The following is a 17,406-nucleotide window of genomic DNA, read 5'->3' on the forward strand; positions in this document are numbered from 1 at the left end:
GACCTCGCGCCCCGCGCCCCGACGCCGCCGGCCGGCTGGTCGACGAACACCGCGCATGCCCTCGTCCCCCCACCTCGCCGCCGGTCGCCCGCTCCGGCGCCCGCACCCCGTCGGCGCGCCCGTGCGGGCCGGACGGACGCCGCTGAACGGCTCTGTCCCCTCCCCCAACGAGCCAGCCGACGTTCGGTGACGTGGGTCACATCGGGTGAGAGGCGCCGACAGCCGCGCACGATCGGGGGACGCGCGCTACCGTTGCCCGCCGACAAGGGCGAACGGCGAGCCGGGAGGTAGGACGGGTGCGGTTGGTCCGGCTGGGTGCCGAGACGTCCGACGTCGGCGCGGACCTCCGCGCGACGCTGGCGGCCTGCGGCCCCGGGAGCGGGGTGCTCGGCGGGGTGGCCCTCCTGGGCGTCACGCCGCCGGACTGCCCCCGGCCGTTGGACGCCGTGCTCGTGCTGCCCCGGGGCGTGCTGGTGGTCTGCGGGGCCGACCTGCCCAACCCCGCGCTGCGCCTGGAGGCGCCGCTGCAGGGCTCGTGGCGGGTGGACGGCTGGGAGCTGGTGCGACCCGACGGCGCGGTGAACCCGGCCAGCGAGGCGCTGACCGCCGCCGCCGCGGTCTCCCAGCGGTTGCAGAAGCTGCGCGCCGAGCCCCTGCCGGTCAGCACGATCGTCGCGGTGGGCCCGTACGTCGAGCGGGTCGTCCAGCCCAGCGCCGACCTCCACCGGGGCGTGCGCGTGCTGTACCCGTCGGCGTCGGCACTGCTGGCCGCCGCCAGGGAGCTGTCCACCGCGGACCGGCCGTGCGGCGTCGACCAGGTCCAGCGGCTGCTGACCGCGCTGGGGATGCCCTTCGACGAGCTGGGCGTGGCCGCGCTCACCGGGGAGGGCTTCGCGGACGCGGTCAGCCCGGACCTGGCCACCAGCAGCACGGTGCTGATCCCGCGGGTCCTCGACACCGCCGACGCTCCCCCGCCGTCCACGACGCCCGCGACGCCGGCGAAGGCCGGGCAGCGCCGGATTCCCCGGTGGCTGCCGATCGCGTCGATCGCCCTGGCCGGCCTGTTGCTGGTGGCGCTGGTGGTGACGGTCGCGACCGGCGACGACGAGCCGGCCCCGAGGGCGACGCCAACCACGAGCGCTCCCGCGTCCACTGTGGACGGTGTCCGGTTCGCGCGGCGGGCCACCGCCGCCGACGCGGACTGCGCCGCCAGGTCCTTCGGCGACGTCCAGGTCTGGCTGACCCAGAACCGCTGCTCCGGACTGCGCAGGGCGCTGTTCGAGGTGGACGGGCCCGGCGGCCGGGCCGCCGTGTCGGTCGCCGTGCTCACCTTCCCGCAGGCGGCGACGGCCGAGCAGTTCCGGGGCGTGGCCGGAGCGCCGGGCACCGGCGGCGTGTCCGACCTGGTCCGGGAGGGCCGGGGATGGGACGGCGGGCCGAAGTCCTTCTCCGGAGCGGCGTTGGCCACCGCCCGCGACGGCGAGCGCGTGCGGCTGGCGCAGGCCGTCTGGCTGGACGAGCGGTCCCGCCCGGACGACGCCCGGCTGCGCGCGCTGGCCGAGCGGGCCCTGCGGGTTCCCCTGCCCGACTGAGCGGCGGCGGGGGCTCAGCCGCGCCGGAACGCGAGGAAGCGGTCGCGGCCGCTGGGGTCGGCGACCGGAACCAGGGTGACGCCGGAGCGCACCGCGGCCACCGGGAGCCGCCACCGTCCCCCGCCCCTGATCTCGCCCGTCCGCTCGTCGACGGCCACCGTGCGCGCGCCCACCGTCCCGTAGGCCACGCCGCCCGCGGCGAAGGTGAAGCGGACCGGCTCCTGCCCGGCCGGGCGCCGCCACAACGTCCGGCGGCTCTCCCCGTCCACCGCCGTGACCAGGGTGTCGGCGGTCGGGCCGAAGAGCAGCGTCACGCCCGTCGTCCGGTCCACCATCGCCCTGGCGGCGGCGCCGCCGTGCGGGACGTCGCCGACCAGGGCGCCCGTGCGCACGTCGTGCGCGCTGTAGCCGAGGGCCCTCGGCGCGCCCGGGGTCCCCACGGTCCACTCCACGAAGAGCACCGCGTCGTCGCCCGGCTCGGCGCGGTAGCGCGGTTCCGCCCCGGTGCCGCCGAGCCGGTCCGGGGCGACCAACGCGGCCGGGCTCCAGCGCTCGACCCCGGTCGCCGCGTCGACCGCGAGCAGCCGGCCGTCCCGTTCCAGCACCACGGTGCCGTCGTGCTCCTGGAGCACGCGTGCGCCCGGCTCCTCGCGGACCGCGACCCGGCCGCTGCCCGCGTCGAGGGCGACCCGGCCGGACGGGCCGGCCAGGACCAGCCCCGGCCCGACCCACGCGCCGGGCACGTCCGTCGGCCCCCAGAGGCGGTCGCCGGACGCGGCCTCGTAGGCGGACGCGCTGGTGCGGTCGGCGGCGGTGTCCAGGACGACGACCACGTCGCGGTCGCCCACCCTGGTCACCGCGAACCGGCTGGGCTCCCGCTGGAGGGGGACGGACCAGCGGCTGTGGCCGGTGTCGTCGACGGCGGCTACCGCCCGCGACCCGTCGGGCGCGGCGACCACGCCGACGAAGACCTGGCCGGCGACCTCCGGCGCGGCGACGAACGGCGCGGTCCACAGCGGCTCGGCGCGCAGCGTCGGGGGCACCACCGGCCCGACGGCGGGCGCCGAGCTCTGCGGGGTGGGCGCGACCAGCGACCCGCCGCGGCGGTCGACGTGGGCGCAGGCGGACACGGCGACGGCGGCGAGGACGCAGGCCAGGACCGTGCGGAACCGGGGCGACATCGTTCTCCAGAGCGGGGTCGTGTCCAGGACGGGGAGTGGGGCGGGGTCAGTCGCGGGGCGCTGACCCGTCCGCCGGCCGGTCTCCCGCCGGTCCGGGCTCGTCGTCGCCGCCGCGCCCCGGGGCCGGCCCGCGCCGCAACCGCCACACCAGCACGATCGCGGCCACCGCGGCGACACCGAGCAGCACGGCCGTCTGCGGCACCGCGTCGGCGACGCGACGGACCCAGACCTGCGCGGCGTACTGCTGGTCGACGTCGAACAGCCCGCCGAGGCCGCCGGTGCCGTCGGTGAGCAGGAACACCAGGCCGATGCCGACGAACAGCAGACCCGAGACCAGGGAGGTGCTGTGCGCCCGGAGCGGGCCGAGGCGCAGCTCGGTCCCGCGCAGCCAGCGCCGCCGGCCGAGCTGGAACCGGTCCCACAGCGCGGCCAGCAGGAACAGCGGGACCGCCATGCCCAGCGCGTAGACGGCCAGCAGCACCGCGCCGTAGAGCGGGTCGCCGCCGGTCGCGGAGAGGGTGAGCACGCTGCCGAGCACGGGGCCGGAGCAGAACCCGGCGAGCCCGTAGACGGCGCCGAGCGCGTACACGGAGGCCGCCGAGGCGACGCGGAACCGGCCGGCCACGCGTTGCGCCAGGCCACCGCCCACGCCGAAACCCCGGCCGAGGATCGTCATCAGTCCGAACAGGACCAGCGCGACGCCGCCGACGAGGACCACGACGTCGCGGTTCCTGGCGAGCAGCCCGCCCACGGCCGAGGCCGCGGCGCCGAGCGGGACGAGGGTGGTCGCCAGGCCCAGGTAGAACATGCCGGTGCGGGCGGCGAGCCGGACCGGGTGGTCGAAGGCGTAGGCGAAGAAGGCCGGCAGGAGCAGCGCCGAGCACGGGCTGACCAGGGCCAGCACGCCCCCGAGGAACGCGCCGAGGTAGCCGATCCCGGTCAACGCCCGCCCCGGGACCGCTCGATGAGCGCGACGAACTCGTCGAGGGGCTGGGCGCCGAGCAGCGGGAAGCCGTTGATCACGAAGGTCGGGGTGCTGCTCGCGCCGATGTCCTGGGCCTCGGCCGCGTCGGCGCGCACGCCGGCCAGCAGGGCCCGGTCGGCGAGGTCGGCCTCGAACCGGGCGAGGTCGGGCACGCCGGAGCGGCGCGCGAGGTCGAGCAGCCGCTCCTTCGGGAAGTCGCCGTGCCCGCTGCGGGGCGCCTCGGCGAAGGCCAGGTTGTGGTAGTCCCAGAACCGGCCCTGCCGGCCGGCCGCCCTCGCGGCGACGGCGGCGGCCTCAGACTCCTCGCCGAAGATCGGCATGTCCCGCCACTCGATGCGCAGCACGCCGCTGTCGACGTAGCGGCGGACCAGCTCCGGCTTGGTGTCGGTGCTGAACTTGGCGCAGAAGGGGCAGCGGTAGTCGGCGTACTCGACGAGGACCACCGGCGCGTCGACCCGGCCCACGGCGTACGGGTCGTCGGCCTTGCGGCGGGCGAGCCCCCTGGCCGGCCCCTCGGTGGCGGAGGCCGACGCGCGCGGCGTCGCGGTGGCCGCGCCCCCGCCGTCGGCGTTCCGGTCGCCGCGGCCCGCGCCCAGGTAGGCCAGCGTCACCGCGACCACCACCACGACGGCCGGCACCAGCCAGCGCAGGGTCTCCTTCCGCCCGCCCCGTGCAGCCATCGCGTCCCATCGTCGTGATCTCGAAGGTCGCCGACCACCGTACCGACGGGTGCGCAGGGCGCAACGGCTGATCGGGTCTCCGGTGATCCCGACCACGCCTACCGGCGAGTAGGCCATCCGGGGCGGAACTACCCGAACGCGCTTCACGTTTTCCGCCGGCCCCGGTTACCGTCGGCGGGGAGGTGGACGCGATGCCCGAACCCGTGGACCGTCCGCCCGCCACCCCGGTCAGACCCCCGCTCCCGGTCGGGCGCGGGTCGCTGACCAGGCGCGACGTTCTGGACGGGCACGGCTTCCTGGTCGGACGCGGCATCGCCGACATCACCGGCGAGCCCGCCGAGGTCGGCATGATGGGGTACGCGAGCCCCGGCCAGCGCACGAGCGGGATCCACCTGCGTCAGCGCTCCCGCGCCTTCGTCTTCGTCGACCGGGAGAGCGGCCAGCGGGTCGCGCTGGTGACGGTCGACCTGGCGATGGTCTTCGCCGGCGTCCGCCACGCGGTCCTCGAAGCGCTCGCGCGGCGCTTCGGCGACCGCTACGACGACGACAGCCTGCTGATCGCCGCCACCCACACGCACGCGGGCCCCGGCGGCTTCGCGCACCACACCCTCTACAACATCACGTCGCTGGGGTTCCGCCCGAGAACCTTCGACGCGATCGTCGCCGGCGTCGTCGAGTCGGTCGCGCTGGCCGACCGGGACCTCGCGCCGGCCACGGTGTCGATCGCCAGGGGCGAGCTGACCGACGCCAGCGTCAACCGCTCGCGGCGGGCCTTCGAGCGCAACCCCGCCGCGGACCGGGCGGCCTTCCCGACCGGGATCGACCCGACCACCACCGTGCTCAGGGTGGACCGGGCAGGGCGGCCGGTCGGGATGATCAACTGGTTCGCCACCCACAACACCAGCATGACGGTGCGCAACACCCTGATCAGCGGGGACAACAAGGGGTACGCGGCCTACCACTGGGAGCGCGAGGTGGCGGGGGTGGACTACCGCGCCGACGCGCCCGGCTTCGTCGCGGCCTTCGCCCAGACCAACGCGGGCGACGCCTCCCCCAACCTCCACCTCCGGCCGGGCAGCGGGCCGACCGAGGACGAGGTCGAGAACACCCGGATCATCGGGCTGCGGCAGTTCGAGGCGGCCCGCCGGCTGTGGGCGGGCCCCCGACGGCCGCTCGCCGGCGGCGTCGCGACCCGGCGGGCGAACGTGGACATGAGCGCGCTCGCGGTGCGCCCCGAGTTCACCGGCTCCGGCCGGGTCGAGCACACCGGCGCCGCCACGCTGGGCGCCAGCTTCGCGGCCGGCAGCACCGAGGACGGCGGCGGCGGGCTGCCGGTCTTCGGCGAGGGGGTGGACGCCAACCCGGCCGTCCGGGCGGTCAGCCGGCTGCTCTACCGGGCCTGCCCGGACCTGCGCCGACGGCAGGCCCCCAAGGACGTGCTGCTCACCCCCGGTCTGCTCGGCTGGACGCCGAAGGTGCTCCCGCTGCACCTGGTCCGGCTCGGGTCGCTGCACCTGGTGGGCGTCCCGCACGAGGTGACGGCCGTCGCCGGGCTCCGGCTGCGCCGGACGGTCGCCGACGCGCTCGGCGTGTCGCCGGAGGACGTGCTGGTCGCCGGCTACGCCAACTCCTACGCCGGGTACCTGACCACGCCCGAGGAGTACGACCAGCAGGACTACGAGGGCGGGCACACGATGTACGGCCGCTGGCAGCTCCCCGCCTACCAGCAGGAGTTCGCGCGGCTCGCGGCCGACCTGCTGGCCGGCCGGCCCAGCGACCGGGGGCCGGCGCTGCCGGACCGCTCCGGCGAGCAGGTCCGGCTGCGGCCGGACGTGGTGCTCGACGCCCCGCCTCCCGGCCGCCGGTTCGGCGAGGTGGTCCGGGAGCCGGCGGCGCGGTACCGCCCAGGGCAACGGGTCCGCGTCGAGTTCGTCGGCGCGCACCCCAACAACGACCTGCACCGGGGCGGCACCTACCTGGAGGTCCAGCGCAGGGAGGGCGACGGCTGGCGCACGGTGGCCGACGACGGCGACTGGTCGACCCGGTTCCGCTGGTCCCGGTGGGGCCTCGCCGCGTCGCGGATCGAGGTGAGCTGGGACGTTCCGCCGCGCGCCCGGCCGGGCGAGTACCGCGTGACCTACCACGGCGACGCGCGGGGCGTGAGCGGTCGGATCACCGCGTTCCACGGCGCCAGCCGGGTGTTCACGGTGGCCTGAGCGGCCTCGCGGCGATCGACCCCCGGACGTGGCGCGAGGGACCCCGGTTCTCGCCGAAGCCCCTCGTTGATCCACAAGGATCCGGATACGCGGGGTGAACGTCTACCGACGAAAGTAGGACATCGAACCGACGCACGTAGGTATTGCCGAGCCCAGATCGTTACTTACCGTCCTCACACCCGGTCCGAGGCCACCGGAACGGCGTATGGGGAACGAGTGAGGGCACGTTCCCGTCCGCCCGTTCCGCTCCGGCGGCGACCGCCCTGCCCGTGGCGACGCGCCGCGTCGTCCACGCCGCCGCCGGACTCGGCCCACCGGCCGCCGCGCCCACCTCTCCCGCCGGGAGCGGCGGGCAGGCGCCGGGGCGCGCCCTAACCGGGCTCGCCCCGGCGCTTGCGGTGCACCACCCAAGCGAAGTCCACGACCCCGATGACCGCCAGCGCCACCAGGACCCACCCCAGCCAGGCCAGGCCGGCGGCGAAGGCCAGCACGGCCGCGCCGACGCAGAACAGGACCCCGAAGGCGGCCAGCCACAACCGCAACGTCAGGGCGCTCAGCGCCGGGGACGCGCCGCCGACCCGGGCCGTCGGGTCGTGGTAGTCGTACAACCCGCGCCGGTAGTCCTCCCGCGTGAGCCTGCGCCTGCCCCTCGCCATGCCAGCGGGATACCCGCTCCGGCCGCGCCGCGCACGCCGAACCGGGCACGCCGAACCGCGAGGTCAGGACCGGGTCGACCACACGGACCACGATCCGCCGACGAACGGGTGACAGCCCGTCGGGGGGCCGGGGCGCGACCCCGTGGCGCCGGAGCGCCCGTCGCTCACGCAGTGGCGAGGGTGGCCGCCATCGCGATCAGGGCGGCGCCGCAGCCCCGCTCGAACAGCCGACGCGGCCGCGGCCGCGACAGCCACCCGGTGAGCAGCCGCACCGACGGCACGACCAGCACCCAGAACAACCCGAACAGGCCGATCACGGTGGCGCTCAGCACCATCGCCTGCGGCACCGGGTCGGCCGCCGGGTCCATGGCCTGCGGCACGACCGTGAGGAACAGCAGCATGACCTTGGGGTTCAGCACGTTGTTGGCCACGCCCCTGACGAAGGCCGCCCAGGGGGAGCGGACCGTCACCGGCGCGGCGGCGGACTCCTCCGGCGCGGCGCCCCTGCCGGCCTTCACGATCGAGCTGATCCCGAGGTAGACCAGGTAGGCCGCGCCCAGAACCTTGACCACGACGAACGCCGCCGGCATCGCCACGAGCACCGCCGACAGCCCGGCGGTCGCCGCGACCGCGTGCACGAGCAGACCGCTGGTGCACCCCGCCGCCGTCCACCACCCGGCGCGGCGGTCCACCACCGCGTTGCTCGTGACCAGCACGAAGTCGGGTCCCGGCACCACCAGGATCACCACGATCGCCACCAGGAACGAGCCCCAGTGGATGTCCCCCCACATCGCTTCCCACGCCTCCGCTCGTGTCGCACGCCGCGCGGGAAGGATGCGAGGGAGAACCGGCGGAACGCCGCTTCCGCCGTATCGTGAACGGATATGAGCGAGTTCGTCGAACTGGATTCGGTCGACTGGCGAATCCTGGAGGAGTTGCAGAACGACGCGTCGGTCCCGAACAAGGAGCTGGCCGCGCGGGTCGGGCTCGCGCCGTCGACCTGCCTGGACCGGGTGCGCCGGCTGCGGGCGACCGGGGTGATCACCGCCTACCGCGCCGAGATCGACCCCAGGGTGGTCGGCCTCGGCCTGGAGGCGATCGTGGCGGTGAACGTCCGCCCGCACTCGCGGGAGGTGGTCGACCCGTTCCGCACCTTCGTGCTGTCGCTGCCGGAGACCCGGGCCCTGTTCCACGTCAGCGGGCAGGCCGACTTCCTCATCCACATCGCGGTGGAGGACAGCCGGCACCTCCAGCGGTTCCTGGTGGACAAGGTCTCCAGCCGGCCCGAGGTGCGGAACCTGACCAGCTCGATCGTGCTGGAACGGGTGCGCACCAGCGCCCTCACCGTCCCGTCGGCCCGCCAGGGCGCCGCCCGCCGGCGCCGCGCCCCCCGCTGATCCCACCCCGGTCGGCAGCAGCCAGCACTGTCCGATGTGGACAGTTGGCCTGAGTCGTGTTCCCAGGAGGCGCCGGGCGGTCCGGGCGGTCAGCGGCCGACAGCGGCGGCCGGGGCCGTCCTGGCGACGACCTCGACGGCGCGGTCGATCTCGGCGGGCGTGAGGTCGGCGCGCGCGGTGAGGCGCAGGCGGGAGAACCGGTCGGGCACCGACGGCGGGCGGAAGCAGCCGACGGCGACCTCCTCGGCCCGGCAGGCCGCCGCCCAGTCCACGGCCTCCCCCGGCGAGGGCGCGCGCACCGAGACGACGGCCGCCGCCGGCTCGCTCGCCGTCAGGCCGGCCGCGCGCAGCCGGGCGGCCAGCTCGCGCGCCACGGCGCGGGCGCGGCCCGGCAGCTCGGGGCGCTCCCGCACCAGCCGGAGCGCGGCCAGCGCCCCGGCCGCGGCGGCGGGGGCCAGGCCGGTGTCGAAGATGAAGCTGCGGGCGGTGTCCACCAGGTGGTCGATCACCCGGCGGGGGCCGAGCACCGCGCCGCCCTGCGCGCCCAGGGACTTCGACAGGGTCGTGGTCACCACCACGTCCGGCGCGCCCGCGAGGCCGGCGGCCGCGACCGAGCCCCGACCGCCCTCCCCCACGACGCCCAGCCCGTGCGCGTCGTCCACCACCAGGCCGGCCCCGTGCTCCCTGGCGGCCCCGGCCAGCTCGGCCAGCGGCGCGAGGTCGCCGTCGACGGAGAACACCGCGTCGGTGACCACGAGGGCGCGGCGCCGGGTGCGGTCGGCCAGCGCCGCCCGCACCGCGGTCGGGTCGGCGTGCGGGACGACCTCGGTCTCCCCCCTGGCGAGCCGGCAGCCGTCGATCAGGGAGGCGTGGTTGGACTCGTCGGCGACCACGAGGGTGCCGGGGCCGCTCAACGCCGCCAGCGCGCCGAGGTTGGCCGCCCAGCCCGAGGAGAAGACCAGCGCGGCCTCCACCCCGCAGAACGCGGCCAGCTCGTCCTCCAGCTCGGCGTGCAGCTCGGTGGAGCCGGTGACGAGCCGGGACCCGGTGGCCCCCGCGCCCCAGCGGTGGGCGGCGTCGGCGGCGGCCGCGCGGACCAGCGGGTGCCGGGCGAGGCCGAGGTAGTCGTTGCTGGCCAGGTCCAGCGCGCCGGTGGTCGCGGCGCGGGGGCGCAGCCGCCGGGTGAGGCCGGCGCGGGCCCTGGCCGCCGACCGCACGTCGAGCCAGTCGAAGACGCCGGCCGGGTCGGCGGGGGGCCTGGTCGCGGTCACGCCCGGCAGTCTCGCACCCCACGAAGTCGCCGTGGCGTGTCGGGTGTCACGGCCGGAGCCGCCGGGGACCGGGTTACCGTCCCTGCCGTGCGGACCACGGAGCTGGCTGTCGATCTCTTCGGCGACGACTACGTCCGCGACCCGCACCCGACCCTGCGCGCGCTGCGGGAGCGGTCTGCGGCGCACCACGACCCGACCACGGGGCTGTGGCTGGTCAGCCGGCACGCGGACGTCCGCGAGGTCCTGCTCGACGCCGAGACCTACCACCCGGACAACGCGCTGACCGCGGTCACGCCGCTGCCGATCCGGGCGCTGCGGGTGCTCGCCCGCGCCGGCTTCGCCCTGCCGCCCACGCTCGCCAACAACGGCACCCCCACCCACCCCGGACTGCGCCGCCTGGTCACGCGGTTCTTCACCGCGCGCCGCGTCGCCGAGGCGGTGCCGCTGGTCGAGCGGCTCGCCGACGAGCACGTCGCGGTCGCCGAGGCCGAGCTCGCCGCGACCGGCCGGACCGACCTCGTCGCCGCCGTCGCCCGCGACCTGCCGTGCCGGCTGCTGCTGGCGATGCTCGGCCTGCCCGACGTGGACGTGCCGACGCTCAAGGGGTGGAGCACCGCCTCGCTGGAGCTGTTCTGGGGCAACCCCGGGCCCGACCGGCAGGAGGAGCTGGCGCGGTCGGCCGGCGAGTTCCACCGCTGGCTCGCCGACCAGGTGCGCGCCGCCCGCCCGGACGGCGAGGACCTGTTCTCCGCGCTGGTGGCGCACCGCCGGCCCGACGGCGAGCCGCTCGACGTCGACGAGGCCGTCGGCGTCTGCTACTTCCTGCTGATCGCCGGGCAGGAGACCACGACCCAACTGCTGTCCACCGCGCTGCGCCGGCTGGTCGCCCGCCCCGAGCTGTGGCGGCGGCTGGCCGACGACGCCGAGCTGACCGCCGCCTGCGTGGAGGAGATCCTGCGGCACGAGCCGCCGCTGCCGACCTGGCGGCGGGTCGCGGCGCGGCCCGCCCGGCTGGGCGGGGTGGACCTGCCGGGCGGCGCGCACCTGCTGCTGATGCTCAACAGCGCCAACACCGACCCGGACGCGTACGCGGAGCCGGAGCGGTTCTGCCCCGGCCGCGCGGAGGGCCGCCGGCACCTGGCCTTCGGCCTCGGCCGGCACCTGTGCCTGGGCGCCGAGCTGGCCAGGACCGAGGCGGCGGTCGTCCTGCGGACCGCCGCCGCCCGGCTGCCCGACGTCCGGCTGGTCGAGGCCGACCCGCCCATGCTCGACCTGCTGTCGTTCCGCGCTCCGCTGCGGGTGCTCGTCGCCAGGGACTGACCGCGCCGGCGGCGAACGGCCGTTGACCACGCCCGACGTGGTCCACACTGGAGCCCGTGGTTGCGCTGCGGCGAGTGCTGGAGTCGGTGGGGCCGCCGCTGGCCACGGTGCTGGTCGAGCCGGCGGACCTGGACGCCCCGGTCGGCGATCTGGTGATCGCCGAACCGGGGGTCGCCCCCGAGGCGCACCCCGGCGACCTCGTGCTCGGCGTCGCGGTCACCGCGGTCGAGCAGGCCACCCGCCTGGTGGAGCAGTGCGCCACCGCCGGCGCGCTCGTGCTCAAGGAGCCGGTCTGCGCCGACGAGTCGGTGCGCAGGGCCGCCGCCGACGCCGGCCTCGGCCTGCTGTCGGTCACCCGGCGGGCGGCGTGGACCCAGGTGCTGTGGCTGCTGCGCTCGGTGCTGGACCTGGAGTCCACGGCCGCGCCCGACCTGTCCGGCGGCGGCGAGTTCAGCGACCTGTTCACGCTGGCCGACGCGATCGCCGCGGTGATCGACGCGCCGGTGACGATCGAGGACGCGGGCTCCCGCGTGCTGGCCTACTCCTCCCGGCAGGACCGGGCCGACCCGGCGCGGGTGGCCACGATCATCGGCCGCCGGGTGCCGGACGCCACGCTCCAGCAGTTCCGGCGGCGGGGCGTGCTGCGCGAGGTGGGCAAGGGGGCCGAGCCGGTGTTCGTGCCCAGCCTGGAGGACGGCACCCTGCCCCGGCTGATCATGCCGGTGAAGGTCGGCGCCGAGCTGCTGGGCTCGATCTGGGCGGTGGTGCCGGGCCCGGTGTCCGCCGAGCGCGCCGCCGCGTTCGCCGACACCGCCGCCGTGGTCGCGCTGCACCTGCTGCGGTTGCGGGCCGGCACCGACGTGGAGCGGCGGCTCCTGCGCGACCTCGTCGCCACCGTCCTGCACGGCTCCGGCGACGTGGCCTCGGCCGCGGCCCGGCTCGGGCTGCGCGCCGTCCCGCACCGCGTCGTCGCGTTCGGCCTGCGCAGGACCGTCGACGGCGAGTCCGCGCCGGAGCGGGCCGAGGCGCTGCGGCTGGCCCTGTGGGAACGGCTGCGCTCGGCCAGCGGCCTGCCGGCGCGGACCCCGCTGGCCGAGGTCGGCGGCGCCGTCTACGCGGTGGTCGAGTGCGACCAGCCCACCGACGTCGTCCCCCGGTGGGAGTGGCTCTCGCGGGCGCTGGCCGAGCTCGCCCCCGGGGTCCAGGTGATCGCCGGGATCAGCGCGCCGGCCGCCGGGTTCGGCGACCTGGCCAGGGCCAGGACCCAGGCCGACGAGGTGCACGCCCTGCTGCACTCGTCGCCGGGGCTGGGGCGGTGGGCCCGGTTCGAGGAGGTCTGGGCCCGGCTCGTGGTGCGCCGCGTCGCCGGCTCGGACGCCCTGGCCGAGCTGCTGGAGTCCGGGCCGGTGCGGCTGCTGCGGGACCACGACGCCGCGCACGGCACCCGGTACGTGGAGACGCTGGCCGTCTGGCTGACCCACGCCGGCGACCAGGCCGCCGTGGCGCGCCGGCTGCACGTGCACCGCAACACCCTGCGCTACCGGATGCGGCGGATCGCCGAGATCGCCCCGGCCCGGCTGGACGACCCGGACGTGCGGCTGGCGCTCCAGCTCCAGCTCGTCGCGCTGGGCGCGGGGCGCTGAACCCGCCGACCCGGCCCGCCCCGGTCCAGGCCGCTGACCGGCGCACCTGTGCACGCTGCACCAACGCCTCCGGGCAGCTTGGTGCGGTCACGCCGATGACACCTGTTCGGAGCAGGACCGACCATCGGCTGCCAACAGCGTTGTCCCCCGAGGAGTCCGTGATGAAGGTCGGCGTCCCCCGCGAAGTCAAGAACCACGAGTACCGGGTGGCCATCACCCCGGCCGGCGTGCTCGAGTTCGTGCGCAACGGCCACGAGGTGTACGTCGAGCAGGGCGCCGGCCTGGGCTCGTCGATCACCGACGCCGAGTACGTCGCCGCCGGCGCGCGGATCCTGCCCACCGCCGACGAGGTGTGGGCGACCGCGGACCTGATCCTCAAGGTCAAGGAGCCGATCGCCGAGGAGTACGGCCGGATGCGCGCCGGCCAGACCCTGTTCACCTACCTCCACCTCGCCGCGTCCCGCGAGTGCACCGACGCGCTGCTGGAGCGCAAGGTCACCGGCATCGCCTACGAGACGGTGCAGCTGCCCAACCGCGCGCTGCCGCTGCTCGCCCCGATGAGCGAGGTCGCCGGCCGGCTGGCGACCCAGGTCGGCGGCGAGACCCTGATGAAGTCCCGCGGCGGCCGGGGCGTGCTGCTCGGCGGCGTGCCCGGCGTGCACCCCGCCAAGGTCACCATCCTCGGCGCCGGCGTCTCCGGCATGAACGCCGCGATGATCGCCGTCGGCATGGGCGCCGACGTGACCGTGCTGGACCTGTCGGTGGACAAGCTGCGCGCCGCCGACGCCCAGTACCAGGGCCGGCTGCGCACCGTCGCGTCCAACTCGTTCGAGGTCGAGCAGGCCGTGCTGGAGGCCGACCTGGTGATCGGCGCCGTGCTGGTGCCGGGCGCCAAGGCGCCGAAGCTGGTGAGCAACGACCTGGTCAAGCGGATGAAGCCGGGCAGCGTGCTCGTCGACATCGCCATCGACCAGGGCGGCTGCTTCGAGGACTCGCGGCCCACCACGCACGCCGAGCCGACCTTCGCCGTGCACGACACCGTGTTCTACTGCGTGGCCAACATGCCGGGCGCGGTGCCCCGCACCTCGACCTTCGCGCTGACCAACGTCACGCTGCCCTACGCCATCGCCCTGGCGAACAAGGGCTGGCGCGACGCCCTGCGCGACGACCAGGCGCTGGCCCTGGGCCTCAACACCCACGACGGCGTGCTCACCAACGCCCCCGTCGCCGAGGCGCACGGCCTGCCGCTGACCACCGTCGAGGACGTCCTCGCCGGCTGAGTCCGCGCCGCCGCACCACCCGAACGGGGCCAGCGCCACGGCGTTGGCCCCGTTCGGCGTTCTGCCCTCCGTCAGCGGCGCTTCACGTCCCGCCGGAGCGGCGCGTCCGCGTCCGCCCTCGGGGCGGGCAGCCGCACCGGGAGACGCCGGGGCGGCCTGGTGAGGTACGGGTGGCACACGGCGGCCACCACGAGTAGCGGGGCCGACAACGGCACCAGCACGGTGAGGGCCGCCGCACGCGCACCGGCGACGAAGACGTCCCTGGGCAACAACCTGGCCCTGCGCACCACCGGCCGCCGGCGCAGCGGCACCGAGAGCGCCAGCAGCACGCCGACCACCACCGCGAAGCCGAGCCCCGCACTGCGCGCGGCGGCCTGGTAGCCGAGGGCGTCGGCCACCGTCAGCAGCAGCACCCAGCCAACGACGGCCGGAAGCACCCGCCGGCGGGCCGTGGCGGCCCACAGGACGCCCGCAGCCCACGCGGCCACTCCCACGACGGTCCGGCGGTGGGGCGCCGCCAACCAGGCCCTGGTCCCGTCGAGCCACGCGCCCGGCAGATCGGCCCAGGTCAGCCCGGCCCGCAGGACACCGAGCGGGCTGCGCGCGTCGCCGGCCTGGTCCACCAGCCAGCACAGCCAGAGCACCGAGAGCAGGCCGGCCACGGCGAGCTGCCACCGGGGCGCGGAGCGGGCGTCGCGGGCGAGCTCGATCCACTCCGCCCAACCCAGTTCAACCCGGCCCGGTTCGACCCGGCCCCGCCGCCCGGACCACCCCACGCGCCACCCCCGACCGCATCGCCGCCGGAACCCCGGCGACCACTCGTCGCAGTCTGCCGGTCACCCAGGGGATCGGCACGGCGGCGACAGAGTGACGAAGGAGCGCCGCGCGACACCAGGTGCCCCGAGGAACCAGAGGAGCCCGAGGAACCACCCTCACGGCGCCGGGGTAGGTGCGGGGTTGCCGCGCCGGTCAGCTCCGGCGGCGCAGCGCCGCGCGAATTCTCGGCGAGGCCAGCAGCGCGCCGCCGCCAAGCAGCAACACCCCGCCGACCGCGACCAGCCAGCCGCCGTCGAACCCGGTCGACGCCAGGTCGCCGGGCTCCTTCGGCGCGGGGTCCTTCGCGGCCGGGGCCGCCTGGGCCGGGGAGGACGGCGGGCCGGGGTCGATCCGGCCCTGGGCGGAGCCGCCGGCGGCGCCGGGGGTGACCGCGGGGGGCGGCGACGTGGTCCGCGCCGGCGCGGGGGTGACCACCCGGCTCCTCGGCGCCGGCGCGACGGGTGTCGGGACGACGGCGCCGGAGGTCGGGGGGACGCCGGTGGGCGGGGCGGTCCGCTGCGCGCAGGCGAACCAGTGGCTGATCTGGGCCGGCTTGCCGCTCGGGTTGACCGGGGCGTGCAGGCCCCGCCACGGCAGCGGGCCCAGCGCCGACGGCAGGTAGCTGTTGTAGGCCGGGCCGCCCTTGACCACGACCCCGGTCACCGTGAGGCCCTCGGGGAGGCTGGTGACGTCGAGGGAGGCGCGGGACTCGTCCACGGTGTGGCCCAGGTCCACCAGCTCGCCGGCGAGGCTCACGTCGGAGCACTTGACGGCGTTGCCGGACGAGGCGACCGCGCGCGGGTCGCCGGAGGCGGGGGGTTCCTCCCGGCCGGCGGCCGCGGCCGTGCCGGCGGGGACCAGCGCGGCGAGCACGAGACCGGCCGCGCCCAGCGCGCGGCCGAGGACGGACAGCACGGGGCGGTGCTGCATGCGACGAACTCCAGGGGTCGGGGGAGGAGATCCGGCGGGATCCCGGGGAAGCTTTCCAACCCGCTAATGAGCGACGTCGCGGAAGGGTGCGGGCGGTGATCTCTTCGTTGCCGCTTCGTTAGTTCGGATGGCGCACTCGCCCGGCCACCGCGGGGTGGCCGGGCGAGGTCGGGCCGGCGGCGGTGGCCCGGGGGGAGGCGCTCCCCCTGGCCACCAACCCGCGTCAGGCGCTCGGCTGCTCCGTCCGCTGCCCCTCCTGCGGTGGGGCCCCGGCCCCGTCCTGCTCCTGCGCGGGGGCGGGCTTGCGGCCCAGGCGCTCGGCGAGCTTGTTCACGATCTCGTCAGCCTGCTTGGCGTTGTCGTCGCCCAGCACCTCCCGGATCACCGCCGCGAGGTCCGGCTTGAGCGCCTCCGCCACGGCCTTCGGGTCCACCGCCCGCAGCTCGGCGACCAGCCGGCCGATGCTCTTGCCGCCGGAGATGGCGTAGGCGTCGCCGAGCACGGCGTTGCTCTCCAGCGTCTTCGCCCTGGTCTCCGCGCTGATCTTCTCGGTCTCCCGCAGGTAGTCCACGATGTTGCGGTTCTGACCGTCCACAAGGGACTCGAAGCGGTTGTTGAAAACGAAGTCGCGGATCGCGTTGTAGGCGTCCTCGTAGCTCACGTCGTCCTCCGAACCCGTGATGTCCTGCAGTGCCCGCATCGCGCGGTTCATGTCCACGTCGCCGGCGACCCCGGCCACCCGCCCGTGCCGCGTGTACTGGTGCATGACCACCCGGGGCGACTTGTAGCCCGGGTCACCGGGGGAGCGGTCGTAGTGCGCCACCCACCACCGGATGTCGGTGGCGTTGGCCCACCCCTCGCCGAGGTGGCCGTTGATGTAGGAGGTCGAGGCGTAGACCAGCACCGGGTGCCGGCCCAACCGCTCCCGGACCCGCGCCACGAACGCCGTGCACCAGTCGGCGACGCGCGGCGCGGCCTCCTCGATGTCCAGGCAGGGCGGCAGCAGCCCGGGACCGCTGGCGCCCAGCCGGAGCACCTCCCTGACGTAGTAGTCGGCCTCGGCCTGCGGCGAGTTGCCGTAGTCCGGACGGCCGTAGTGGTAGACGCCGACCACCAGTCCCGCGTCCCGCGCGCCTCGGAACTGCGCGTCACGGACGGGGTTCAGGTAACCGGTGCCCTCCGTTGTCTTGACGTAGGCGAACTCGACGCCGGCTCTGCGGACCGCACCCCAGTCCGGTTCGCCCTGCCACGAGGACACATCGACGCCCGTGGTCACGGGCCCCACCTCCCCCTGTAAGTCGGGTTGCCCGGCCGCGTGCCGCGAGTCTGCACCCGTATTCGGCGACGCTCGCAACGAATACCGAGAATTCCGTCAGACGGCCCATCGGTGTAGCACGGACAGCCGACCACACCGAGGCGACAGAAAGGTGGCGGCCGAA

General features: G+C 76.1%; 15 protein-coding genes. 6 read left to right on the top strand and 9 right to left on the bottom strand.

Features of this window, described 5'->3' with window-relative positions:
- Positions 1-296: 296 nt before the first annotated feature.
- Positions 297-1,592: a hypothetical protein gene (locus tag BUE43_RS11865; RefSeq protein WP_073482109.1), complete on the top strand. Its 1,296-nt coding sequence runs from the start codon at positions 297-299 to the stop codon at positions 1,590-1,592.
- 14 nt (positions 1,593-1,606) lie between these two features.
- On the opposite strand, the gene BUE43_RS11870 is transcribed toward BUE43_RS11865, so the two are convergent.
- The 3 genes from BUE43_RS11870 to BUE43_RS11880 are packed head-to-tail and all read right to left on the bottom strand — an operon-like array spanning position 1,607 to position 4,438.
- Positions 1,607-2,773: an outer membrane protein assembly factor BamB family protein gene (locus tag BUE43_RS11870; protein WP_073482110.1), complete on the bottom strand. Its 1,167-nt coding sequence runs from the start codon at positions 2,771-2,773 to the stop codon at positions 1,607-1,609.
- Between the two features lie 46 nt (positions 2,774-2,819).
- On the bottom strand, positions 2,820-3,716 hold the full coding sequence (locus tag BUE43_RS11875) for a cytochrome c biogenesis CcdA family protein (protein ID WP_073482111.1): 897 nt from the start codon (positions 3,714-3,716) through the stop codon (positions 2,820-2,822).
- A complete protein-coding gene (locus BUE43_RS11880; RefSeq protein WP_073482112.1) occupies positions 3,713-4,438 on the bottom strand; it encodes a DsbA family protein in 726 nt (241 codons plus the stop codon). Before BUE43_RS11880 ends, BUE43_RS11875 begins: the two co-directional genes overlap by 4 nt.
- Before the next feature lie 191 nt (positions 4,439-4,629).
- Between BUE43_RS11880 and BUE43_RS11885 the strand changes: the two genes are divergently transcribed.
- Positions 4,630-6,654: a neutral/alkaline ceramidase gene (locus BUE43_RS11885; RefSeq protein ID WP_083959631.1), complete on the top strand. Its 2,025-nt coding sequence runs from the start codon at positions 4,630-4,632 to the stop codon at positions 6,652-6,654.
- 371 nt (positions 6,655-7,025) lie between these two features.
- On the opposite strand, the gene BUE43_RS11890 is transcribed toward BUE43_RS11885, so the two are convergent.
- Positions 7,026-7,310: a DUF6343 family protein gene (locus tag BUE43_RS11890; RefSeq protein ID WP_073482115.1), complete on the bottom strand. Its 285-nt coding sequence runs from the start codon at positions 7,308-7,310 to the stop codon at positions 7,026-7,028.
- A 164-nt stretch (positions 7,311-7,474) separates the two neighbouring features.
- Positions 7,475-8,101 (bottom strand): LysE family translocator, encoded by a 627-nt coding sequence (locus tag BUE43_RS11895; RefSeq protein ID WP_073482117.1) that lies wholly within the window; start codon positions 8,099-8,101, stop codon positions 7,475-7,477.
- Between the two features lie 93 nt (positions 8,102-8,194).
- On the opposite strand from BUE43_RS11895, the gene BUE43_RS11900 reads away from it, so the two are divergent.
- Positions 8,195-8,707: an Lrp/AsnC family transcriptional regulator gene (locus BUE43_RS11900; RefSeq protein WP_073482119.1), complete on the top strand. Its 513-nt coding sequence runs from the start codon at positions 8,195-8,197 to the stop codon at positions 8,705-8,707.
- 89 nt (positions 8,708-8,796) lie between these two features.
- On the opposite strand, the gene BUE43_RS11905 is transcribed toward BUE43_RS11900, so the two are convergent.
- Positions 8,797-9,987: an 8-amino-7-oxononanoate synthase gene (locus tag BUE43_RS11905; RefSeq protein WP_200797486.1), complete on the bottom strand. Its 1,191-nt coding sequence runs from the start codon at positions 9,985-9,987 to the stop codon at positions 8,797-8,799.
- 78 nt (positions 9,988-10,065) lie between these two features.
- Between BUE43_RS11905 and BUE43_RS11910 the strand changes: the two genes are divergently transcribed.
- From BUE43_RS11910 to ald, 3 genes are all read left to right on the top strand, one after another.
- Positions 10,066-11,298: a cytochrome P450 gene (locus BUE43_RS11910; RefSeq protein WP_073482123.1), complete on the top strand. Its 1,233-nt coding sequence runs from the start codon at positions 10,066-10,068 to the stop codon at positions 11,296-11,298.
- 56 nt (positions 11,299-11,354) lie between these two features.
- The gene (locus tag BUE43_RS11915; RefSeq protein ID WP_073482125.1) at positions 11,355-12,941 is read left to right on the top strand and encodes a PucR family transcriptional regulator; all 1,587 of its coding nucleotides are present in this window, start codon (positions 11,355-11,357) and stop codon (positions 12,939-12,941) included.
- A 161-nt stretch (positions 12,942-13,102) separates the two neighbouring features.
- Complete coding sequence (ald, locus tag BUE43_RS11920) at positions 13,103-14,221, top strand: alanine dehydrogenase (RefSeq protein ID WP_073482127.1); 1,119 nt, start codon at positions 13,103-13,105, stop codon at positions 14,219-14,221.
- Positions 14,222-14,292: 71 nt separating this feature from the next.
- On the opposite strand, the gene BUE43_RS11925 is transcribed toward ald, so the two are convergent.
- The 3 genes from BUE43_RS11925 to BUE43_RS11935 all read right to left on the bottom strand — a co-directional run bounded on the left by BUE43_RS11925 (position 14,293) and on the right by BUE43_RS11935 (position 17,243).
- Positions 14,293-14,997, bottom strand: a complete 705-nt coding sequence (locus BUE43_RS11925) for a hypothetical protein (protein ID WP_073482129.1) — start codon at positions 14,995-14,997, stop codon at positions 14,293-14,295.
- A 193-nt stretch (positions 14,998-15,190) separates the two neighbouring features.
- Positions 15,191-15,967 carry a hypothetical protein gene (locus BUE43_RS11930; protein WP_073482131.1) on the bottom strand — a complete coding sequence of 259 codons (777 nt, stop codon included), beginning with the start codon at positions 15,965-15,967 and terminating at the stop codon, positions 15,191-15,193.
- 223 nt (positions 15,968-16,190) lie between these two features.
- A complete protein-coding gene (locus BUE43_RS11935; protein WP_073482133.1) occupies positions 16,191-17,243 on the bottom strand; it encodes a glycoside hydrolase family 25 protein in 1,053 nt (350 codons plus the stop codon).
- Between the last annotated feature and the right edge of the window lie 163 nt (positions 17,244-17,406).

The organism is Streptoalloteichus hindustanus, assembly GCF_900129375.1.
Lineage (GTDB): Bacteria > Actinomycetota > Actinomycetes > Mycobacteriales > Pseudonocardiaceae > Streptoalloteichus > Streptoalloteichus hindustanus.

Excerpts from the sequence above, each read along its gene's own strand:
- BUE43_RS11890 (WP_073482115.1), bottom strand. The coding sequence starts at position 7,310 with ATGGCGAGGGGCAGGCGCAGGCTCACGCGGGAGGACTACCGGCGCGGG.
- ald (WP_073482127.1), top strand. The coding sequence starts at position 13,103 with ATGAAGGTCGGCGTCCCCCGCGAAGTCAAGAACCACGAGTACCGGGTG.
- BUE43_RS11885 (WP_083959631.1), top strand. The coding sequence starts at position 4,630 with ATGCCCGAACCCGTGGACCGTCCGCCCGCCACCCCGGTCAGACCCCCG.
- BUE43_RS11870 (WP_073482110.1), bottom strand. The coding sequence starts at position 2,773 with ATGTCGCCCCGGTTCCGCACGGTCCTGGCCTGCGTCCTCGCCGCCGTC.
- BUE43_RS11895 (WP_073482117.1), bottom strand. The coding sequence starts at position 8,101 with ATGTGGGGGGACATCCACTGGGGCTCGTTCCTGGTGGCGATCGTGGTG.
- BUE43_RS11930 (WP_073482131.1), bottom strand. The coding sequence starts at position 15,967 with ATGCAGCACCGCCCCGTGCTGTCCGTCCTCGGCCGCGCGCTGGGCGCG.
- BUE43_RS11880 (WP_073482112.1), bottom strand. The coding sequence starts at position 4,438 with ATGGCTGCACGGGGCGGGCGGAAGGAGACCCTGCGCTGGCTGGTGCCG.
- BUE43_RS11900 (WP_073482119.1), top strand. The coding sequence starts at position 8,195 with ATGAGCGAGTTCGTCGAACTGGATTCGGTCGACTGGCGAATCCTGGAG.